The following is a 16,067-nucleotide window of genomic DNA, read 5'->3' as shown; positions in this document are numbered from 1 at the left end:
GCTACAATTCCCGCCGGAGGTCGATCATCCGGGTGAGCCCGAGGATCATCAGCAGCACGGCGGCGAGCAGCACCACGGCGTTGGCGGCGGCGGCCGGGAACTGCAGGTAGGACATCTGCACCTGGATCACCTTGCCGACGCTGGCGATCTGCTGGCCGCCCATCACGCCCACGGTGACGAAGTCGCCCATCACCAGGGTCGTCACGAAGATCGTCCCGATGGCGATGCCGGGCTTGGCGAGCGGCAGGATCACGTTCCAGAGGATCTGCGCGCCGGACGCGCCGCCGTCGCGCGCCGCCTCGATCAGCCGCCGGTCGATGCGCGCGAGGCTGTTGAAGATCGGCACGATCATGAACACCGTGTCGAGGTGCACGAAGGCCAGCACCACCGCGAAGTCGGAGTAGAGCAGGCCGTCGATCGGCTGCCGGATCAGCCCGAGGGTGCGGAGCGTGTCGTTGACGAGGCCGTTGCGGCCGAGCAGCGGGATCCACGAGATCATGCGGATCACGTTCGAGGTCCAGAACGGGATCGTGCAGAGCAGGAACAGGCCCATCCGCACTGTGCCGGAGCGGATGTGGAAGGCCAGGAAATAAGCGATGGCGAAGCCCAGCGGCAGGGTGATCGCCAGCGTCAGCGCGACGAACTTCACCGTCGACAGGTAGGTGCGCACGGTCGTGCAGAGGTCGGCCGACAGGCAGCCGTCGAACACGTCGGCGTAGTTCTGCAGGGTGAGCGCCGGGATGATCTCGTACTCGTTGTATTCCCAGAGCGAGACGATCCCGGTGAGCACCAGTGGCACCACCAGGAAGACCAGGAAGACGAGGGCCAGCGGCGCGGCCTGGAGGTAGGCGAGGGCGCGGCCGCGCGGGCGGGCCGCGACGGTGGGCGCTGCGGCCCGCTCGGCGGACGCGGCGGCGGGCAGGGCGAGATCGGTCATCGGATACGCCCCACGCGTGCCGACGCTTCCCTCCACCTCCGCGGGGTCCGACGTTCATACATCGGCTCCTGCGAGGCGCGCCGCGCCCCCTCTCCCGTGCGGGAGAGGGTTGGGATGAGGGGGCCGGTCCTTCCGGAGAAGTCGCATCCCTCACCCTGTCCCTCTCCCGCACGGGAGAGGGGACCCGCGTTCCATCCGGCGGCCGCGTCGCTGCGCCGGATGGGCGTCTCCGAGTGCCCTTGGAGAGAGGAGGGCGGGGAGGCGGCGCGCACCGCCCTCACGCCGCGATGAACTCGTTCCACTTGCGCACCATGTAGGTGTTCTCGTCCATCACGGCGTTCCAGCAGGCGACCGCGCCCATCCGCGCGTCGAAGGAGCCGCCGTCGCGGGTGGCGCCGCCCTTCTCGATCAGGGTGCCGTCGGGGCCGAGGATGTCCTTCTCGGCGGGCTTCCCCTCCATCCAGAAGGCCCACTCGTAGGGCTGCATGTTCGCCTGGGCGGTCTCCAGCACGGCGGAGTAGTAGCCTTGCCGGTTGAGGTACGCCCCGGCCCAGCCGGACAGGAACCAGTTGATGAAGTCGTAGGCCGCGTCGAGCTTCCGGCCGCTCAGCGTCTTGGGGATGCCGAAGCCCGAGGCCCAGGCCCGGTAGCCCTCCTTCAGCGGCTGGTAGGTGCAGGGCACGCCCTGCGCCCGCACCTTGGTGACGGCGGGCGACCACATCGACTGGATCACCGTCTCGCCCGAGGCCATCAGGTTCACGGATTCGTTGAAGTCCTGCCAGAAGGCGCGGAACTGGCCGGCGCGCTTGGCCTCGATCAGCACCTTGATGGTGCGGTCGATCTCGGGCTTCGTCATGTTGCCCTTGTCGCCGTAGGTGTAGTCGCCGGTCGCCTCCACCACCATGGCGGCGTCCATGATGCCGATCGACGGGATGTTGAGGATCGAGGCCTTGCCCTTGAAGGCCGGGTTCAGGAGCTCCTTCCAGCTCGTGACGGGCATCTTGATCAGGTCCGGCCGGATGCCCAGCGTGTCGGCGTTGTAGACGGTGGGGATCAGCGAGATCCACTGAGTCTGTTCGCCGGCAAATTTTTTGGAGTCGATGCCCTCCAGGTAGAAGACCTTCTTGGGCGCCGTGCCCTGGTCGCCGATCTTCTTGCCCGCGACCTGGCCCTTGGTGAAGACCGAAGAGATCTTGTCGGCGAGCTTGATCCGCTTGGCGTCCATGCCCTGCAGGTTGCCAGAGGGCAGGATCTTCTTGAGGCTGAAATACTCGGTGTCGATCAGGTCGAAGGAGTTCGGCTGGGTGACCGCCCGCTTGGTCACCTCGTCGGTCACCACCGGAATGTATTCGAGGGTGATGCCCAGATCCTCCTTCACCTTCTTGGCGATGTCGGCGGACTGGTTCACGGCGGTGCCGAGATAGCGGAGGGTCACGGGCTCGGCGGCGTGCACCGCCGGGAAGCCGGTCACCGGCGTCGCGGCGAGCGCGGCGGCCCCCTTCAGGAGCGTGCGCCGGCTCGGCTTCTGGGGCAGGTCCATGGTGGTCTCCGTTAGGCGTCGAGGCGGTGGGCGGCTGAAGCGTCCCAGCCGACCGGGATCATGTCGCCGGGGCGGAGCGGGCGGGCCGCGAACTCCGCGTCGCTGAGGATCGCCGTGAGGGCGGCGGGGCTCTCGGGCGCGCGCTCCAGCCCCTCGGCGTCGAGGCCGACATGGACGCTGGTGCCCTGGTACTCGACGGCCACCACCCGGGCCGGCCGCGCGGCGGGGCCGGCCTCGGCGCCGAGCCGCATCCGGTCCGCCCGAACGGCGACGAGCCCCTCCGGCAGCCGGATCACGTTGTGGCCGCCGATGAACCGGGCCACAAAGGCGGTGGCCGGGCGCTCGAACACGGTGCGCGGGTCGGCAGCCTGCTCGATCCGGCCGGCATTCATCACCACCACGAGGTCGGAGAGCGCCATCGCCTCCTCCTGGCTGTGGGTGACGTGGATGAAGGTGAGCCCGAGCTCGGTCTGGATCCGCTTCAGCTCGACCCGCATCCGCACCCGCAGGAACGGGTCGAGGGCGGAGAGCGGCTCGTCGAGGAGCAGCACCTTCGGGCCGGTGACGAGGGCGCGGGCGAGGGCCACGCGCTGCTGCTGGCCGCCCGAGAGCTGGGCCGGCAGGCGCCCGGCGAGGTGGCCCATCTGCACGAGGTCGAGCATGGCCATCGCCTTGGTCCGGCGCTCCGCCTTGCCGATCCCGCGCATCTTGAGGCTGAAGGCGACGTTGTCGCGCGCGTCGAGATGCGGGAACAGCGCGTAGCTCTGGAACATCATGGCGGTGCCGCGCTCGGCCGGGGCGGCGTCGCCCACCGCCTTCGGGCCGATCACCACGTCGCCCGCGCTGGCGCGCTCGTGCCCGCCGATCATCCGGAGCGTCGTGGTCTTGCCGCAGCCGGAGGGGCCGAGCAGGCAGCAATAGGCGCCGGACGGCACCTTCAGGTCGATGCGGTCGACCGCAATGGCCGCGCCGTAGCGCTTGGTCAGGCCGATCAGCTCGACGTCCATGCGGTTCTCCCCCGGGAGCTGCAGGCAAGCGGCGGGCCAGCGCGGCCGTCAGGCGTCCCGCCGCTCGGCCGGATCGACGGCCCGGTCGAGCACCCGCCCGCGCCCCGGCTCGGACAGGACCCGGCCGTCCTCGGCGATGACCTGCCCGCCCGCGATGGTCATGACCGGCCAGCCGGTGACGTCGAAGCCTTCCCAGGGCGTGTAGTCGGAGCCGTGGTGCAGGTTCGCCTGGCGGATGGTCTCGCGCCGGTTCGGGTCCCACAGGGTCAGGTCGGCGTCGAAGCCCGGGGCGATCGAGCCTTTGCGCGGGTAGAGCCCGTAGAGCTTCGCGTGGTTCGTGGCGGTGAGCGCGGCAAACTGGTTGAGGCTGATCCGCCCCTTCGAGACCCCCTCCGAGAAGAACACCGGCAGCCGCGTCTCGATGCCGGGAATGCCGTTCGGGATCCAGCGGAAGGAGGTCTTCCCCCGCGGGTTCAGCTTGCCCTGCGGATCGTCGTAGCGGAACGGGCAATGGTCGGACGAGACCACGTCGAAGATCCCGCGCCGGATCCCCGACCAAACCGCCTCCTGGCTCTCGACGTCCCGCGTCGGCGGCGAGCAGACGTACTTCGCCCCCGCCATGAGATCCTCCTGGCCGAGACCCTTCATGTCCTCGGCCGTGAGGGTGAGGTATTGCGGGCAGGTCTCGGCCCGGATCTTCAGGCCCCGCGCCTGCGCCCAGGCGATCTGCTCGGTGGCCTCGCGACCCGAGACGTGGACGATGACGATCGGCAGGTCGATCAGCTCCGCGTGGCTGATCGCCCGGTGGGCCGCCTCCCGCTCGACGATCTCCGGGCGCGACAGGGCGTGGCCGTAGGGCCGGGTCTCGCCCGCTCGCTCCAGCCGCTCGCTCAGGTAGCGGATCGCGTCGTAGCCCTCGGCGTGGACCATGACCCGGGCGCCTTGCCGCCGCGCGACGTGGAACACGTCGAGGAGCTGGCGGTCGCTCAGCACGAGGTCGTCGTAGGTCATGAAGACCTTGAACGAGGTGTAGCCGTCGGCCACCAGCGCCGGCAGCTCCTGGCCGAGCACCGCCTCGGTCGGGTCCGAGATGATCATGTGGATCGCCACGTCGACGTGGCACTGGCCCTCGGCCCTGGCCCGGTAGGCGTCGACGGCGCCGCGCAGCGAGGCGCCCCGGGGCTGGAGCGCGAAGGGCATCACGCAGGTGGTGCCGCCGGCCGCCGCCGCCCGGGTGGCGCTGGCGAAGTCGTCGGCCATGACGATGCCGGGGCCGGAATCCTGGGCGATGTGGACGTGGCTGTCGATGCCGCCCGGCAGGACCAGCAGGCCGGAGGCGTCGATCACCCGGGCCGCGTCGGCGATACCCTCGGCCACCGCCACGATCCGCCCGCCGCGCACGCCGATATCGGCCCGGACCGTGTCGCTCGCCGTGACCACCGTGCCGCCCCGGATGGCAAGGTCGAATTCGGGCATGCCGCTCACTCCTCCGCGCCAGCGGGCGCGCCGGGCCGATGCAGGGTCCGCGCCGATTCGGGCTGACCGGTTCGGCACGGCAGGAGGTCACAGGCCGCTGTTCGGGTCCAGCGGGCCGCGAGCGGCACGGCCTGACGCACGCGGTTCCAGCCGAAGCCTTCGGCCGTCGTCGCTCTCCCGTCATCACGAGCGCAGCGACGTGACCCAGGGGCGCGCGACGCCGGAAAGCGGAGCGCTACCCTGGATTGCTTCGCTCCGCTCGCAAGGACGGGTGTCTCGCGGGGTGCCTCGGTCGGACCGGCGCGGACGCCCCGTCCGCGGGTCCGGCACGCAGGCGCGACGGCGCCGCTGCGTGGAACTGCCGCCAGACGCGGCGCATGTGCCGGGCGGAGCCGAAGCCGGCGCGCTCGGCGACCCGCTCCAGGCCGAGGTCGCTCTGCGCGATCAGATCCCGGGCCAGCGCGACGCGGGACCGGTTGACCGCGTCCGTCACGGTCATGCCGGCGTGGAGCCGGAACAGCCGCGCGAGGTTGCGCGGGCTCGCGCCCGCGACCCGGCCGAGCAGCGCCGGCGACCAGTCCCGAGCCGGGTCGGCGGCGATCGCGTCCTGGGCCCGGTGGACCGCCGGGTGCAGGTGGCTGCGCCCCTCGAGCCAGGGCGAGAGCTGGGGATCGTCGGGCCCGCGCCGCATGTACACGACGAGCGTCCGCGCGACGGCGACCGCCGTCGCCGGACCGGCCCACTCCGCCACGAGGTGCAGCATCAGGTCGATGCCGGCCGTGACGCCGGCGCTGCTGAACCGGTCGCGGTCCTGCACGAACAGGCGGTTGTCCACGACTCGGGCCCCGGGGGCCGCCGCCCTCAGCCGGTCGCAGCTGGCATGGTGGGTGGTGCAGACGTAGCCGTCGAGGAGCCCGGCCCGCGCCGCGAGCAGCGCGCCCTCGCAGACGGTCGCCACGATGTGGCCCGGCCGGACCGCGACGCGCAGCCACGCGACGATCTTGGCCTCCGCGTCGGCGTCGGGCGCTCCAGCCGGCCCGTCGCCGAGCACCTGCGTGGCGGAGCCCGGCAGGAGCACGACCGTCCCGTCCGCCACCGTCTCCGGCAACGGTCCGGCACCGCCCAGGTCGAGCCCGATCGAGCAGCGGGTGAGCGCCCGCGGCGCCGCGTACGCCACCGCGAAGCCGACCCGGTCCTGGACGGTGCCGGCGATCCGCAGCACTTCCAGCGGGCCGGCGAGGTCGAGCAGCAGCGCGCGCGGCGGCAGGACCACGAGGACCGGGATGTGCCGCGCCGCCCCGCTCACGCGGCGACCGGCAGGTCCGGGCCGGCCAGCGCCTGGTCCACGGTGGCGATCCGGGCGAACCGGTCGGTCAGCACCAGCTCGGTGCGGGCCTTGATCTCGTCCGCGCCGAAGCGGCGGCCGTCCGGGTGGGTCATGGCGAAGGTCAGGGTGGCCTCGGTCACGTAGTCGACCTGCCAGCCGCTGTCGGAGGCGTGGCGGGCCGTGGTCTCGCAGCACTGCTCGGTCCGGATGCCCGACACGATCAGCCGGCGGATGCCGTGCTGCGTCAGCCAGCCCGACAGGCCGCTATCGACCAGGGCGCTGTGCCGGCGCTTGTGGAAGGTGGCCGTCGGCGCGATCACGACCGGCGCGAGGGTACGGACGTGGCCGGAGGCGATGGCGAACGGGCCGCTCTCGGCCACGTGGAACACCTGCAGGACCGGGATCCGCCGCGCGGCGGCGCCGTCGATGAGCGCCTGCAGGCGCGCGGTGAAGGGCGGGACATCGGCGTCGTTCCAGAAGGGCCTGTGCCGGAAGGATTCCTGGACATCGATGACCAGCAGCGCAACATCGGACATTTCGTGTCTCCCGTTCGGTGAAGCGAGCCGCAGCATTCACCGCCGGGACCCGGCGGGAAAGAAACCGCACCGCCAACGAGCGGACATATCCGGCCATTCTCGGGCGAACAGGAGCCGCGCGTGAGCGACCATCCCAAGACGATCTTCGTGCTGACCGGGGCCGGCGTCTCGGCCGAGAGCGGGCTCGGCACGTTCCGCGACCGCGGCGGGATCTGGGCGCGGTTCGACCCGATGAAGCTCGCCACACCGGAGGCCTACGCGGCCGATCCCGACACGGTGCTCGACTTCTACGACCATCGCCGCCGCGGCGTGGTCGCGGCCGAGCCGAACGCCGCGCACTTCGCTCTGGCGCGGGCCGAGGCGCGGATCGCCGACCGGGGCGGGCGGCTGTTCCTGTGCACCCAGAACGTCGACGACCTGCACGAGCGGGCCGGCTCGCGGGCGGTCACCCACATGCACGGCGAGCTGCTCAAGGCGCGCTGCTGCGCCTGCGGCGCGGTCACCCCGTGGCGCGCCGACCTGAGCAGGGCGGACAGCTGCCCCACCTGCAGCACTCCGGGCCGGATGCGGCCGGACGTGGTCTGGTTCGGCGAGATGCCGATGCACCGCGACGCGATCGAGGCGGCGCTCTCCGAGGCCGACCGGTTCGTGGCCGTGGGCACGTCGGGGGCGGTCTACCCGGCGGCCGGCTACGTACGGCAGGCCCAGGCCCTCGGCATCCCGACCTGCGAGGTCAACCTGGAGCCGTCCGACAACGCCGACGCCTTCGACGCGACCCGCTACGGGCCGGCGAGCGTCGCGCTGCCGCGCTACCTCGACGAGCTCGGCCTCTAGCGGGGCGACCGGCCGACGGCGGGGATTCGGGACCGGCCGCAGACGGGGCCGACCACGCGGCGTTCGCCTTCGGGCTCGCCAACCTGTTGTGCGAACGGGGTTTCTCGGCCCGTGATCCGCCGGACCGGGCCAGGATCAAAATCTTAAATGACGCGAATCACATCGGCGCGAGCTGTCAAGAACTGGTCGGGCAGTTGCCCACGGGTTACAACAGTCAAGCTCGGGATCGGCGTCGCGGCCTACCCGAGCGTTCGTTGAAGCCACAAGGGGAAGCAACTACCCATGCAGCACTTCACCGTAACCGACCGCGAGCGTGACACCGTCCTGGCGGCACTGCGCTATTACCAGTTCTACCGGATGCAGGGTCATCCGTTCGACCCCCGTCAGGATCACCTGATCGACACCATCGCCGGCCGGGCCGGCGAGGCGCTGGACCTCGCCGAGATCGACGATCTCTGCGCCGGCCTGAACGGCAACCCGCACGCCCTCGCCGCCGCGGCGGCCTGAGGCAGCTTCCGGGGCGGCCGAGGCCGCCCTCGACGACCCCGCGGCCGGCCCAGGGACGGGGCCGGAGGACGGGCAACCTCCGAGATGAGCGGGCCACCGCCGCCGGAGCGAACCTTCCTCACCGGGGCCGGGCTTCGCGCCCGAACCACACCCTGCCGACGCGCATCCGGGCCTGCCCCGCGGCGCGTCGGTCCGACGGGCGGGTCCGCGCGGCGGGCCCCCCGAAAGGCCGGTTTCGCGCGACGCCGAAACGTGGCCTAACGGATGCGCGACGGCCGCAGGGCCGCGCCTTCCGGGAGCGCCGAGGCCGATGATGCGGACGGGTTCGCGACGGATCCGCCGCGGCGTCCTGCGGGGCGCCGGCCTGCTGCTCCTCGGGCTCGCGCCCGCCACACCCGAGCCCGTTCAGGCCGCGCCCGAGAGCGTCGCCACCGCGCTGGTCGTCTCCGTGGACGTGTCGCAATCCGTCGACGACGCGCGCTTCCGGCTGCAGATGGAGGGCATCGCCGAGGCCCTGGAGGATCCGTCGGTCCTCGGCGCGATCACCGGCAATCCGGGCGGGATCCTGTTCGCGATGGTGACCTGGGCCGACCGGGCGACCCTCGCGGTCGGCTGGCGGCGGATCGCCGGCCGGGCCGACGCCGCGGCGGCCGCGGCCCTGGTGCGGGCGACGCCGCGCCAGGCGGGCGAGTTCACCTGCCTCGGCCAGATGTTCCGCACCGTGACCGCCGCCGTGCTCCCGGCGCTCCCGGTCCCGGCCGAGCGCGTGGTGGTCGACGTCTCCGGCGACGGGATCGACAACTGCACCGACGCCGCCAGTCTCGCGGAGGCGCACCGGTCACTGCTCGACACCGGCGCGACGATCAACGGCCTGCCGATCCTGGTGCCGGGCGAGAACGACGTGGTCGGGGCCGGGGCCTACCGGGCGCCCGGCTACGGCCTGCTCCCGACGCCGCTGCCGCAGGAGCGCACGGGCCTGGAGCAGTGGTACCGCGCCCACGTCATCGGCGGCCCGGGCGCCTTCCTGCTGGCGGCTGCCGGCTACGGCGACTTCTCGCGGGCGCTGCGGCGGAAATTCGTGATCGAGATCAGCGCGCTGGGGCGGTGACGGGGCTCTCCCCGGACGTACGTCACGCGGATCGAATCGCCCTCGCGGCCGGCCCTGGGCCTACCGTGACGGGCCGGCTCGGACCTGACGGAGGCTGGGGTATTACGTGCTCCGTCATCATGAGCGAAGCGACCCAGGGCAGCGCGACCTCGGAAGGCTTGGCGTGACCCTGGGTTGCTTCGCTCCGCTCGCAAGGACGGTGGGGCAGAAACGGATAACCGAGAAGCGTATCAGCCCCTCAGGGTGCCTTCTTCAGCTGCTGCTCGGCGCGGGTGAGCGCCGCCTCGCACGCCTGCGCGTCGCCCTTCTGATCCGCCGTGCGCGCCTCTTCCAGGGCGACCTTCGCCTGCTGGGCGGCGTCCGCGCCCTGGCCAGCCTGGGCCGACTTCTCTGGCGGCGCCTGCGGCGACTCGTTCGCCCGTTGGCCCTCCGTCCCGGTGACACCCTCGCCGCCGCGCTTGGCGGCGTTACCCTGGCCGCTGGTCGAGGCGGAGATCGACTGGGTCAGCTCGGACTGGACCCGCTTGGAGACGCCCTCGATCCGGTCGCCGCAGGGCGAGGCGAGGGCGGGGGCCGCCGTCAGGATCAGGGTGAGGCAGGCCGTCAGGGCGGGACGCATCATCGGGTCGAGTACTTTCCAAGAGAATGGGGCCGCGGGTTTCCCCACGGCCCCAACGCCTCGCGACGGGTGACGGTTCAGGCGCTCAGCTGATCGCGGATCGGCAATTGCCGGACCCGCCGGCCGGTGGCCGCGAAGATCGCGTTGGCGATGGCCGGCGCCACCGGCGGCACGCCGGGCTCGCCGACGCCGCCGAGGGGACCGTCCCAGCGGCCGCTGGGCACCAAGTGCACGCGGACCGCCTTCGGGGCGGCGTCGATCCGGAGGACCTCGTAGCCGTCGAAGTTGTTCTGGACCGCCCGGCCCTGCTTGAAGGTGATCTCGGAGGTGAGGGCGAGCCCCATCCCCATGACCACGGCGCCCTCCATCTGCGAGCGGATGCGCTCCGGGTTGACCTGCGGGCCGCAATCGACCGCGATGTCGATCGCCTTCACCTGGACCTGGCCCTTGTCGTCGACCTCCACCTCGGCCGCCACCGCCGTGTAGGTGACGAAGCTGTAGTGGCCGGCGATGCCGAGGCCGGTGCCCTTAGGCATCTGGCGACCCCAGCCCGCGCCCTTGGCGGCCGCCTCGATCACGCCGCGCAGGCGGTCGGTCTCGATCGGGTAGCGCTTCGGGTCCTCGCCGTAGTTCCAGACGTCGCCGATCTCGGTCGGGCTGATCTTGCGATCGGGTCCGATGAGCGCGAGCAGGTACTCCTTCGGCTCGCGGCCGGCGGCGTGCGCCAGCTCCGACACGAAGGACTGGATCGCGAAGGCGTGCGGAATGTTCGACACCGAGCGGAACCAGCCGATGCGGGCATGCGCGGCGGCCTCGGGGTTTTCCAGCCGCATGTTCGGGATGTCGAGCGGCGTGTTGACCAGCCCCATCCCGAGCTCGAACGGCAGCTCGTGCTTCGGGTCGGGCGCGAAGATCGAGCCGATCGTCGGCGCCACCGAGCGGTGCAGCCACGCCACCGGCATGCCCTTGTCGTCGAGGCCGGCCTCCAGCCGCTCCACCGAGATCGTGTGGTAGAAGCCGTGGTGGAGGTCGTCCTCGCGGGTCCAGGCGAGCTTCACCGGCGCGCCGTCGACGGCCTGCGAGCAGAGCGCCGCCTCGACCACGTAATCGGGCTTCGACTTGCGCCCGAACCCGCCGCCGAGCAGCGTGACGTTCACCTTGACCTTGTCGTCGGGCAGCTTGAGCGCCTTCATCAGGCGGTCGTTGGCGGCCTGCGGACCCTGGACGCAGGCCCAGGCCTCGCAGAACCCGTCCTTCACCCGGGCTACCGCCGCCGGGGGCTCCATGGGGGCCTGGGCGAGGTGCGGCACGAAGTACTCGGCCTGGACCTTGGTCTTGGCCTTGGCCATGGCGCCGTCGACGTCGCCCTGCGTGCGCACGACCTTGCCGGGCTTGCGCGCGGCGGCCTCCAGCTCCTTGCGGAACGCGTCGGTATCGTAGCCGGCGTTCGGGCCGTCGTCCCAGGTGATCTTGAGCGCGTCCCGGGCCTTCAGGGCCGCCCAGGTGTTCTTGGCCACCACGGCGACGCCGCCGAGCGGCATGAACTCCGAGGGGATCGGGGTGGCGTCGATCTTGAAGATCTTCACGACGCCCGGGACCTTCTTGGCCTCGCTGTCGTCGAAGGACTTCACCGTGCCGCCGTAGACGGCCGGGCGCGCGACGACCGCGTACAGCATCCCGTCGAGCTTGGTGTCGAGGCCGTAGACCGCCTTGCCGGTGGTGATGTCGAAATTGTCGATCAGACCGATCTTGCCGGTGCCGATGTAGCGGAAGTCCTTGGGATCCTTCAGCTTGACGTCGGTGGGCACCGGCAGCTCGGCGGCGGCCTTGGCGACCGCTCCGTAGCCGAGGGTGCGGCCCGACTTGGCGTGGGTCAGGGTGTGGTTGACGGCCGTAACCTCGGAGGCAGGCACGCCCCACTGCTTGGCGGCGGCCTGGATCAGCATCAGCCGCGCGGCGGCGCCGGCGTGGCGGAAGTGCTGGAAGAAGTGGCGGGTCGAGCGCGAACCGTCCGTGTCCTGGTTGCCGAAGCGGCTCTCGTCGCCCCAGGCCTGGACGACCTTCACCTTCGCCCAGTCGGCCTCCAGCTCGTCGGCGACCGTGAAGGCCACAGAGGTGCGGATGCCCTGGCCCATGTCGGAGCGGTGGTTGGTCACCGTGACGGTGCCGTCCGGCGCGATGGCGACGAAGACCTTCGGGTCGTCGCGCCAGCCGTGCGGCATGCCGTCGGCGCCGAACTTCTGCTCCTTCTGCTCCTTGGTCTGGGTCTCGTCGGCCCGGGCCGGGCGCAGCGAGAGGGCCAGAACCAGGGCGCCGGCGCCGCCGAGGATGCCGCGGCGGCTGACGTTGTCGAGGGCCGGCGTGGTGCCGGCGGCGTGCTCAGCGGTGAGCTTGGCGTCGTGGATCACAGGCGCTCTCCCTTGCTGGCGGGCGCCGTCTGGCCGGCGGCCTGATGGATCGCGGCGCGGATGCGCGGGTAGGTGCCGCAGCGGCAGATGTTGCCGCTCATCGTGGTGTCGATGTCGTCGTCGGTGGGCTTCGGCGTGTCCTTGAGGAGGGCGGCCGCCTGCATGATCTGGCCGCACTGGCAGAAGCCGCACTGGGCGACGTTCTGGTCGCGCCACGCCACCTGCACGGGATGGTTGCCGTCCGGCGACAGACCCTCGATGGTCACGACCTCCTGGCCGGCGGCCGCCGAGACCGGCGTAATGCAGGCGCGGGTCGCCGCGCCGCCGAGATGGATGGTGCAGGCCCCGCAGAGCGACACGCCGCAGCCGAACTTGGTGCCGGTGAGCCCGAGCTCGTCCCGCAGATACCACAGCAGCGGCATGTCGGGGTCGCCGTCGAAGCCGCGCGCAGCCCCGTTCACGGTGAGTTTGATCATCGTTGCGTCCTGTCTGGCGGCGCCGGAGCGGCGATCAGTCGGGTCCGAGCCGGGCCGGGGGCCTCGGCCGGCTTAGCCGGCTCACGTTCCCCGGTGCGGACAGGCCGCGGGGCGAACGCTCAAGCTCAGAATAATAAATATTCTAAGGCACGCGGCGGGGTCGGCGCAACGCGGGGACGCGGCCGGTCATCCCCGAGCCTCTGCGCCCCGGGCATGCCGCGTGCGGCGGCGCACATGGGCGACCATCGATGCGGAGACGCGGGCGGGTCGATTCAGGCCGGCGGCCCGGTCAGCCGCGCGCCGTGGCCGCGGTTGGTTCGAAGCGCGAACGCATCGTTACGCCCCGACATAGCGTGTCGATCCTCAGGCGTTTCGCTCGCGAGGACGGTGTTTCGCGTCCAACTCAGAGCCCCTGGCACTGACCCATTCCGGATGCAACCGAGGCACGTCGGTCGCAGACCGTCACGGCACGGTCTCTAGATCCGTCCTGCGGAACTCGTCGGCCGTGGCCAGGATCGGCGTGCGGTAGAACCGTGCCGCCGCGTAGTGGAGACAATCGCCGAGGTTGAGGCCGCGGCGGCCGGCCCGGTATCGATGCGCGGCCGACAGGGCGAGCGCCGTCGTCTCGCTGGCCGGCGGCAGGTCGCAGATCTCGATGCCCCTGGCCTCGAGAAATTCGAGGACGATCGGCCCGACCGCCTCGACCGTCATGTCGAACTTGTCGGGCCGCGCGAGGGCCAGCACCGTTTCGAGGACGGCAACGGGCGACGTTCTGCTTTGGTGTGCCGAGGCGAGCGCCGTGGAGATCCGCTCGGCCTCGGGCTCGTCGGCGAGCAGGGCCACGATCGCGGACGCATCCACGAACATCAGGCGCTTTCCCACATCGCGTCATACGCGTCCCGCGCGAGAGGCACGCGGGCGGTCTCGCTGAGCGCGACCCCGTGCTTCTGGCGCACCCGTGCGGCGGTCTCCCGCGGGGACTCCTCCCGGTGGCGGCGCTCGATCGCCTCACGCATGGCGATGACGATCGCCTCGGTGATGCCGACTCCCGCCAGGGCGGCGAACCGGCGTGTCAGCGCGTCGGCCTCGGGATTGTTGACGTTGATCGGCATGCGGTCGGCCCTCGGGCATGATGTAGATAAGCCCTTCCGCCGGTCTACACCAGCGTGCGGCCCTCAGACCGTCACCTGCGTCCCGACCTCCACCACGCGCCCGGTCGGGATCTGGAAGAAGTCCGTCGCGTCGTTGGCGTTCTTGGCGAGGGTGATGAAGATCCGGTCCTGCCAGAGCGGCATGCCGGAATGCGCCGCCGGCCGGATCGAGCGGCGCGACAGGAAGAACGACGTCGCCATGATGTCGAACTTGAAGCCCTGGCGGCGCAGCAGCACCAGCGTCTTCGGGATGTTCGGCGTCTCCATATAGCCGAACTTCATCACGACCTTGTAGAAATGCGGGCCCACCGGCTCGATCCGCACCTTGTCGGCCTCGTTCGAGCGCGGCGTGTCCACCGTCTCGACGGTGAGGATCACGTTCTTCTCGTGCAGCACCTTGTTGTGCTTGAGGTTGTGCAGGAGCGCCGCCGGGGCGATCTCGGGATCGCTCGTCAGGAACACCGCGGTGCCGCGCACGTGGTGGGGCGGGCTCTTCTCCAGCATGCCGACCAGCTCGACCAGCGGCACGTCGGTCTTGCGGGTCTTGTTGAACAGGATCGTCACCCCGCGGACCCAGGTCCACATCAGGATGATGAGGCCGCCCGCGAGCAGCAGGGGTACGTAGCCGCCCTCCACGACCTTGATCAGGTTGGAGAGCAGGAACAGGAACTCGAGGACGATGAAGGGCAGCATCACGGCCGCGGCCGCCACGGGCGACCACTTCCACATGCGCCACATCACCAGGAAGGTCAGCGAGGCGGTGAGCAGCATCGTGCCGGTCACCGCGATGCCGTAGGCCGAGGCCAGCGACGACGAGGTCTTGAACAGCACGGCGAGCAGCACGACGCCGAACATCAGGAGGGCGTTGATCTGCGGCAGGTAGATCTGGCCGGCATGCGACTCGGAGGTGTGGCGGATCTCCAGCCGCGGCAGCAGGCCGAGCTGGATCGCCTGCCGGGACAGCGAGAAGGCGCCGGTGATCACCGCCTGGCTCGCCACCACGGTCGCGATCGTGGCGAGCACCACCATCGGCAGCAGGCCCCAGGCGGGCACGAGCTGGAAGAACGGATCGGCCGTGTCGGGCTTTTCCAGCACCAGGGCCGCCTGCCCGAGATAGTTGAGGGCGAGCGCCGGGAAGACGAGGCAGATCCAGGCCACCTGGATCGGCTTGCGGCCGAAATGGCCGAGATCGGCGAACAGGGCCTCGGCCCCGGTCACCGCCAGGAACACCGCCCCCAGGGCGATCAGCGCGCCGCTGCCGTGGCCGAGCAGGTAGTGCACGGCGTGCCAGGGATTGAGCGCGCGGAACACCTCCGGGTGCAGGGTGATGTGCGGCAGCGCCGCGAGCGCCATGGCGAGGAACCACACGACGGTCACCGGCCCGAAGAAGGCCGCCACCTTCCCGGTCCCGCGGTTCTGCACGAGGAACAGCGCGACGATGATCACCACGGTGATCGGCAGGACGTACTCGTCGAGGGCGGGCGTGACGAGCTTCAGGCCCTCCACCGCCGAGAGGACCGAGATCGCCGGCGTGATCACCGCGTCGCCGTAGAACAGCGAGGCGCCGAGGAGCCCCAGCATGAACACGATGCGCGAGCCGCCGAGCGCCTTCCGGGCCAGCGCCATCAGCGAGAGGATGCCGCCCTCGCCGTTGTTGTCCATGCGCAGCAGGATCGCGACGTACTTGACCGTCACGATCATGAAGAGGGCCCAGAGGATCAGCGACACGGTGCCGATCACCTCTTCGGGCAGCAGGATGCCGTCGGTCCGGGCCGGGACCAGCGCTTCGCGGAACGCGTAGAGCGGGCTGGTGCCGATATCGCCGTAGACGACGCCGACGGAGCCGACCAGCAGCGTCCAGAACCCGGCATGGCCGTGCTGGGTCTCGGCCTTCTCGGGGGCGTCGAGGCTGCCGGCGGTGGCCGGCCCGTGCGTCGGCGCCGGGGCGCCGGTCTCGTCAGCGGCCTGGGCGGCCGCGCGCGCGGCGTCGGGGGCTGCGGGCGCGGGCTGGGGGGCTACGCCGGGTGCGAAGGTTTGGCTCATGCGGATGTCGGAAGCTCGGGCGTGGCCGGCGCTTCGCGGTTCGGCTCAGGGGCCAGTCGGGGCCGGGCAGAAAACGCGAAGACTCCGCCGAACCGTGC

At 71.2% G+C, this 16,067-nt stretch carries 15 protein-coding genes; 3 read left to right on the top strand and 12 right to left on the bottom strand.

Annotated features, from left to right (window positions below; all coding sequences use genetic code 11):
- Position 1: 1 nt before the first annotated feature.
- The 6 genes from BMY19_RS20610 to BMY19_RS20580 form a co-directional block, all read right to left on the bottom strand.
- Positions 2 to 937 (bottom strand): ABC transporter permease, encoded by a 936-nt coding sequence (locus BMY19_RS20610; protein WP_100252786.1) that lies wholly within the window; start codon positions 935 to 937, stop codon positions 2 to 4.
- Between the two features lie 277 nt (positions 938 to 1,214).
- The gene (locus BMY19_RS20600) at positions 1,215 to 2,477 is read right to left on the bottom strand and encodes an ABC transporter substrate-binding protein (protein WP_100252784.1); all 1,263 of its coding nucleotides are present in this window, start codon (positions 2,475 to 2,477) and stop codon (positions 1,215 to 1,217) included.
- An 11-nt stretch (positions 2,478 to 2,488) separates the two neighbouring features.
- Complete coding sequence (locus tag BMY19_RS20595; protein WP_091681839.1) at positions 2,489 to 3,484, bottom strand: ABC transporter ATP-binding protein; 996 nt, start codon at positions 3,482 to 3,484, stop codon at positions 2,489 to 2,491.
- A 48-nt stretch (positions 3,485 to 3,532) separates the two neighbouring features.
- Complete coding sequence (gene hydA, locus BMY19_RS20590; RefSeq protein ID WP_100252783.1) at positions 3,533 to 4,960, bottom strand: dihydropyrimidinase; 1,428 nt, start codon at positions 4,958 to 4,960, stop codon at positions 3,533 to 3,535.
- A gap of 235 nt (positions 4,961 to 5,195) precedes the next feature.
- Complete coding sequence (locus tag BMY19_RS20585; protein WP_100252782.1) at positions 5,196 to 6,266, bottom strand: GlxA family transcriptional regulator; 1,071 nt, start codon at positions 6,264 to 6,266, stop codon at positions 5,196 to 5,198.
- Entirely contained in the window at positions 6,263 to 6,823 is a 561-nt protein-coding gene (locus BMY19_RS20580) for an isochorismatase family protein (RefSeq protein WP_020093849.1), read from the bottom strand. Before BMY19_RS20580 ends, BMY19_RS20585 begins: the two co-directional genes overlap by 4 nt.
- Positions 6,824 to 6,943: 120 nt before the next feature.
- Here BMY19_RS20580 and BMY19_RS20575 point away from each other — a divergent pair, with 120 nt between their 5' ends.
- The 3 genes from BMY19_RS20575 to BMY19_RS20565 all read left to right on the top strand — a co-directional run bounded on the left by BMY19_RS20575 (position 6,944) and on the right by BMY19_RS20565 (position 9,272).
- Positions 6,944 to 7,657, top strand: coding sequence for an SIR2 family NAD-dependent protein deacylase (locus tag BMY19_RS20575; RefSeq protein WP_100252781.1), 714 nt, complete (start codon positions 6,944 to 6,946; stop codon positions 7,655 to 7,657).
- 282 nt (positions 7,658 to 7,939) lie between these two features.
- On the top strand, positions 7,940 to 8,164 hold the full coding sequence (locus BMY19_RS20570) for a hypothetical protein (protein ID WP_012320868.1): 225 nt from the start codon (positions 7,940 to 7,942) through the stop codon (positions 8,162 to 8,164).
- A gap of 313 nt (positions 8,165 to 8,477) precedes the next feature.
- The gene (locus tag BMY19_RS20565; protein WP_100252815.1) at positions 8,478 to 9,272 is read left to right on the top strand and encodes a DUF1194 domain-containing protein; all 795 of its coding nucleotides are present in this window, start codon (positions 8,478 to 8,480) and stop codon (positions 9,270 to 9,272) included.
- Positions 9,273 to 9,510: 238 nt separating this feature from the next.
- Here the strand turns inward: BMY19_RS20565 and BMY19_RS20560 are convergent, their stop codons facing one another.
- The 6 genes from BMY19_RS20560 to BMY19_RS20535 all read right to left on the bottom strand — a co-directional run bounded on the left by BMY19_RS20560 (position 9,511) and on the right by BMY19_RS20535 (position 15,969).
- Positions 9,511 to 9,894: a hypothetical protein gene (locus BMY19_RS20560; RefSeq protein ID WP_020093846.1), complete on the bottom strand. Its 384-nt coding sequence runs from the start codon at positions 9,892 to 9,894 to the stop codon at positions 9,511 to 9,513.
- A 74-nt stretch (positions 9,895 to 9,968) separates the two neighbouring features.
- Positions 9,969 to 12,299 carry a xanthine dehydrogenase family protein molybdopterin-binding subunit gene (locus BMY19_RS20555; RefSeq protein WP_100252780.1) on the bottom strand — a complete coding sequence of 777 codons (2,331 nt, stop codon included), beginning with the start codon at positions 12,297 to 12,299 and terminating at the stop codon, positions 9,969 to 9,971.
- On the bottom strand, positions 12,296 to 12,775 hold the full coding sequence (locus BMY19_RS20550; RefSeq protein WP_100252779.1) for a (2Fe-2S)-binding protein: 480 nt from the start codon (positions 12,773 to 12,775) through the stop codon (positions 12,296 to 12,298). The genes BMY19_RS20555 and BMY19_RS20550 overlap by 4 nt, the downstream gene beginning before the upstream one ends.
- Before the next feature lie 462 nt (positions 12,776 to 13,237).
- On the bottom strand, positions 13,238 to 13,642 hold the full coding sequence (locus tag BMY19_RS20545; protein ID WP_100252778.1) for a type II toxin-antitoxin system VapC family toxin: 405 nt from the start codon (positions 13,640 to 13,642) through the stop codon (positions 13,238 to 13,240).
- Positions 13,642 to 13,887: a type II toxin-antitoxin system VapB family antitoxin gene (locus tag BMY19_RS20540; protein ID WP_091681826.1), complete on the bottom strand. Its 246-nt coding sequence runs from the start codon at positions 13,885 to 13,887 to the stop codon at positions 13,642 to 13,644. The genes BMY19_RS20545 and BMY19_RS20540 overlap by 1 nt, the downstream gene beginning before the upstream one ends.
- A 63-nt stretch (positions 13,888 to 13,950) precedes the next feature.
- Entirely contained in the window at positions 13,951 to 15,969 is a 2,019-nt protein-coding gene (locus BMY19_RS20535; protein ID WP_056523636.1) for a potassium transporter Kup, read from the bottom strand.
- Positions 15,970 to 16,067 lie beyond the last annotated feature (98 nt).

Origin of the sequence: Methylobacterium sp. UNC300MFChir4.1 (assembly GCF_900110155.1) — a bacterium.
Taxonomy (GTDB): Bacteria; Pseudomonadota; Alphaproteobacteria; order Rhizobiales; family Beijerinckiaceae; genus Methylobacterium.
The sequence above is the reverse complement of the archived record's forward strand: the minus strand, read 5'-3'. Positions and strand labels throughout refer to the sequence as shown.

Excerpts from the sequence above, each read along its gene's own strand:
- BMY19_RS20610 (WP_100252786.1), bottom strand. The coding sequence starts at position 937 with ATGACCGATCTCGCCCTGCCCGCCGCCGCGTCCGCCGAGCGGGCCGCA.
- BMY19_RS20600 (WP_100252784.1), bottom strand. The coding sequence starts at position 2,477 with ATGGACCTGCCCCAGAAGCCGAGCCGGCGCACGCTCCTGAAGGGGGCC.
- BMY19_RS20595 (WP_091681839.1), bottom strand. The coding sequence starts at position 3,484 with ATGGACGTCGAGCTGATCGGCCTGACCAAGCGCTACGGCGCGGCCATT.
- hydA (WP_100252783.1), bottom strand. The coding sequence starts at position 4,960 with ATGCCCGAATTCGACCTTGCCATCCGGGGCGGCACGGTGGTCACGGCG.
- BMY19_RS20580 (WP_020093849.1), bottom strand. The coding sequence starts at position 6,823 with ATGTCCGATGTTGCGCTGCTGGTCATCGATGTCCAGGAATCCTTCCGG.
- BMY19_RS20570 (WP_012320868.1), top strand. The coding sequence starts at position 7,940 with ATGCAGCACTTCACCGTAACCGACCGCGAGCGTGACACCGTCCTGGCG.
- BMY19_RS20565 (WP_100252815.1), top strand. The coding sequence starts at position 8,478 with ATGCGGACGGGTTCGCGACGGATCCGCCGCGGCGTCCTGCGGGGCGCC.
- BMY19_RS20560 (WP_020093846.1), bottom strand. The coding sequence starts at position 9,894 with ATGATGCGTCCCGCCCTGACGGCCTGCCTCACCCTGATCCTGACGGCG.
- BMY19_RS20550 (WP_100252779.1), bottom strand. The coding sequence starts at position 12,775 with ATGATCAAACTCACCGTGAACGGGGCTGCGCGCGGCTTCGACGGCGAC.
- BMY19_RS20545 (WP_100252778.1), bottom strand. The coding sequence starts at position 13,642 with ATGTTCGTGGATGCGTCCGCGATCGTGGCCCTGCTCGCCGACGAGCCC.
- BMY19_RS20540 (WP_091681826.1), bottom strand. The coding sequence starts at position 13,887 with ATGCCGATCAACGTCAACAATCCCGAGGCCGACGCGCTGACACGCCGG.
- BMY19_RS20535 (WP_056523636.1), bottom strand. The coding sequence starts at position 15,969 with ATGAGCCAAACCTTCGCACCCGGCGTAGCCCCCCAGCCCGCGCCCGCA.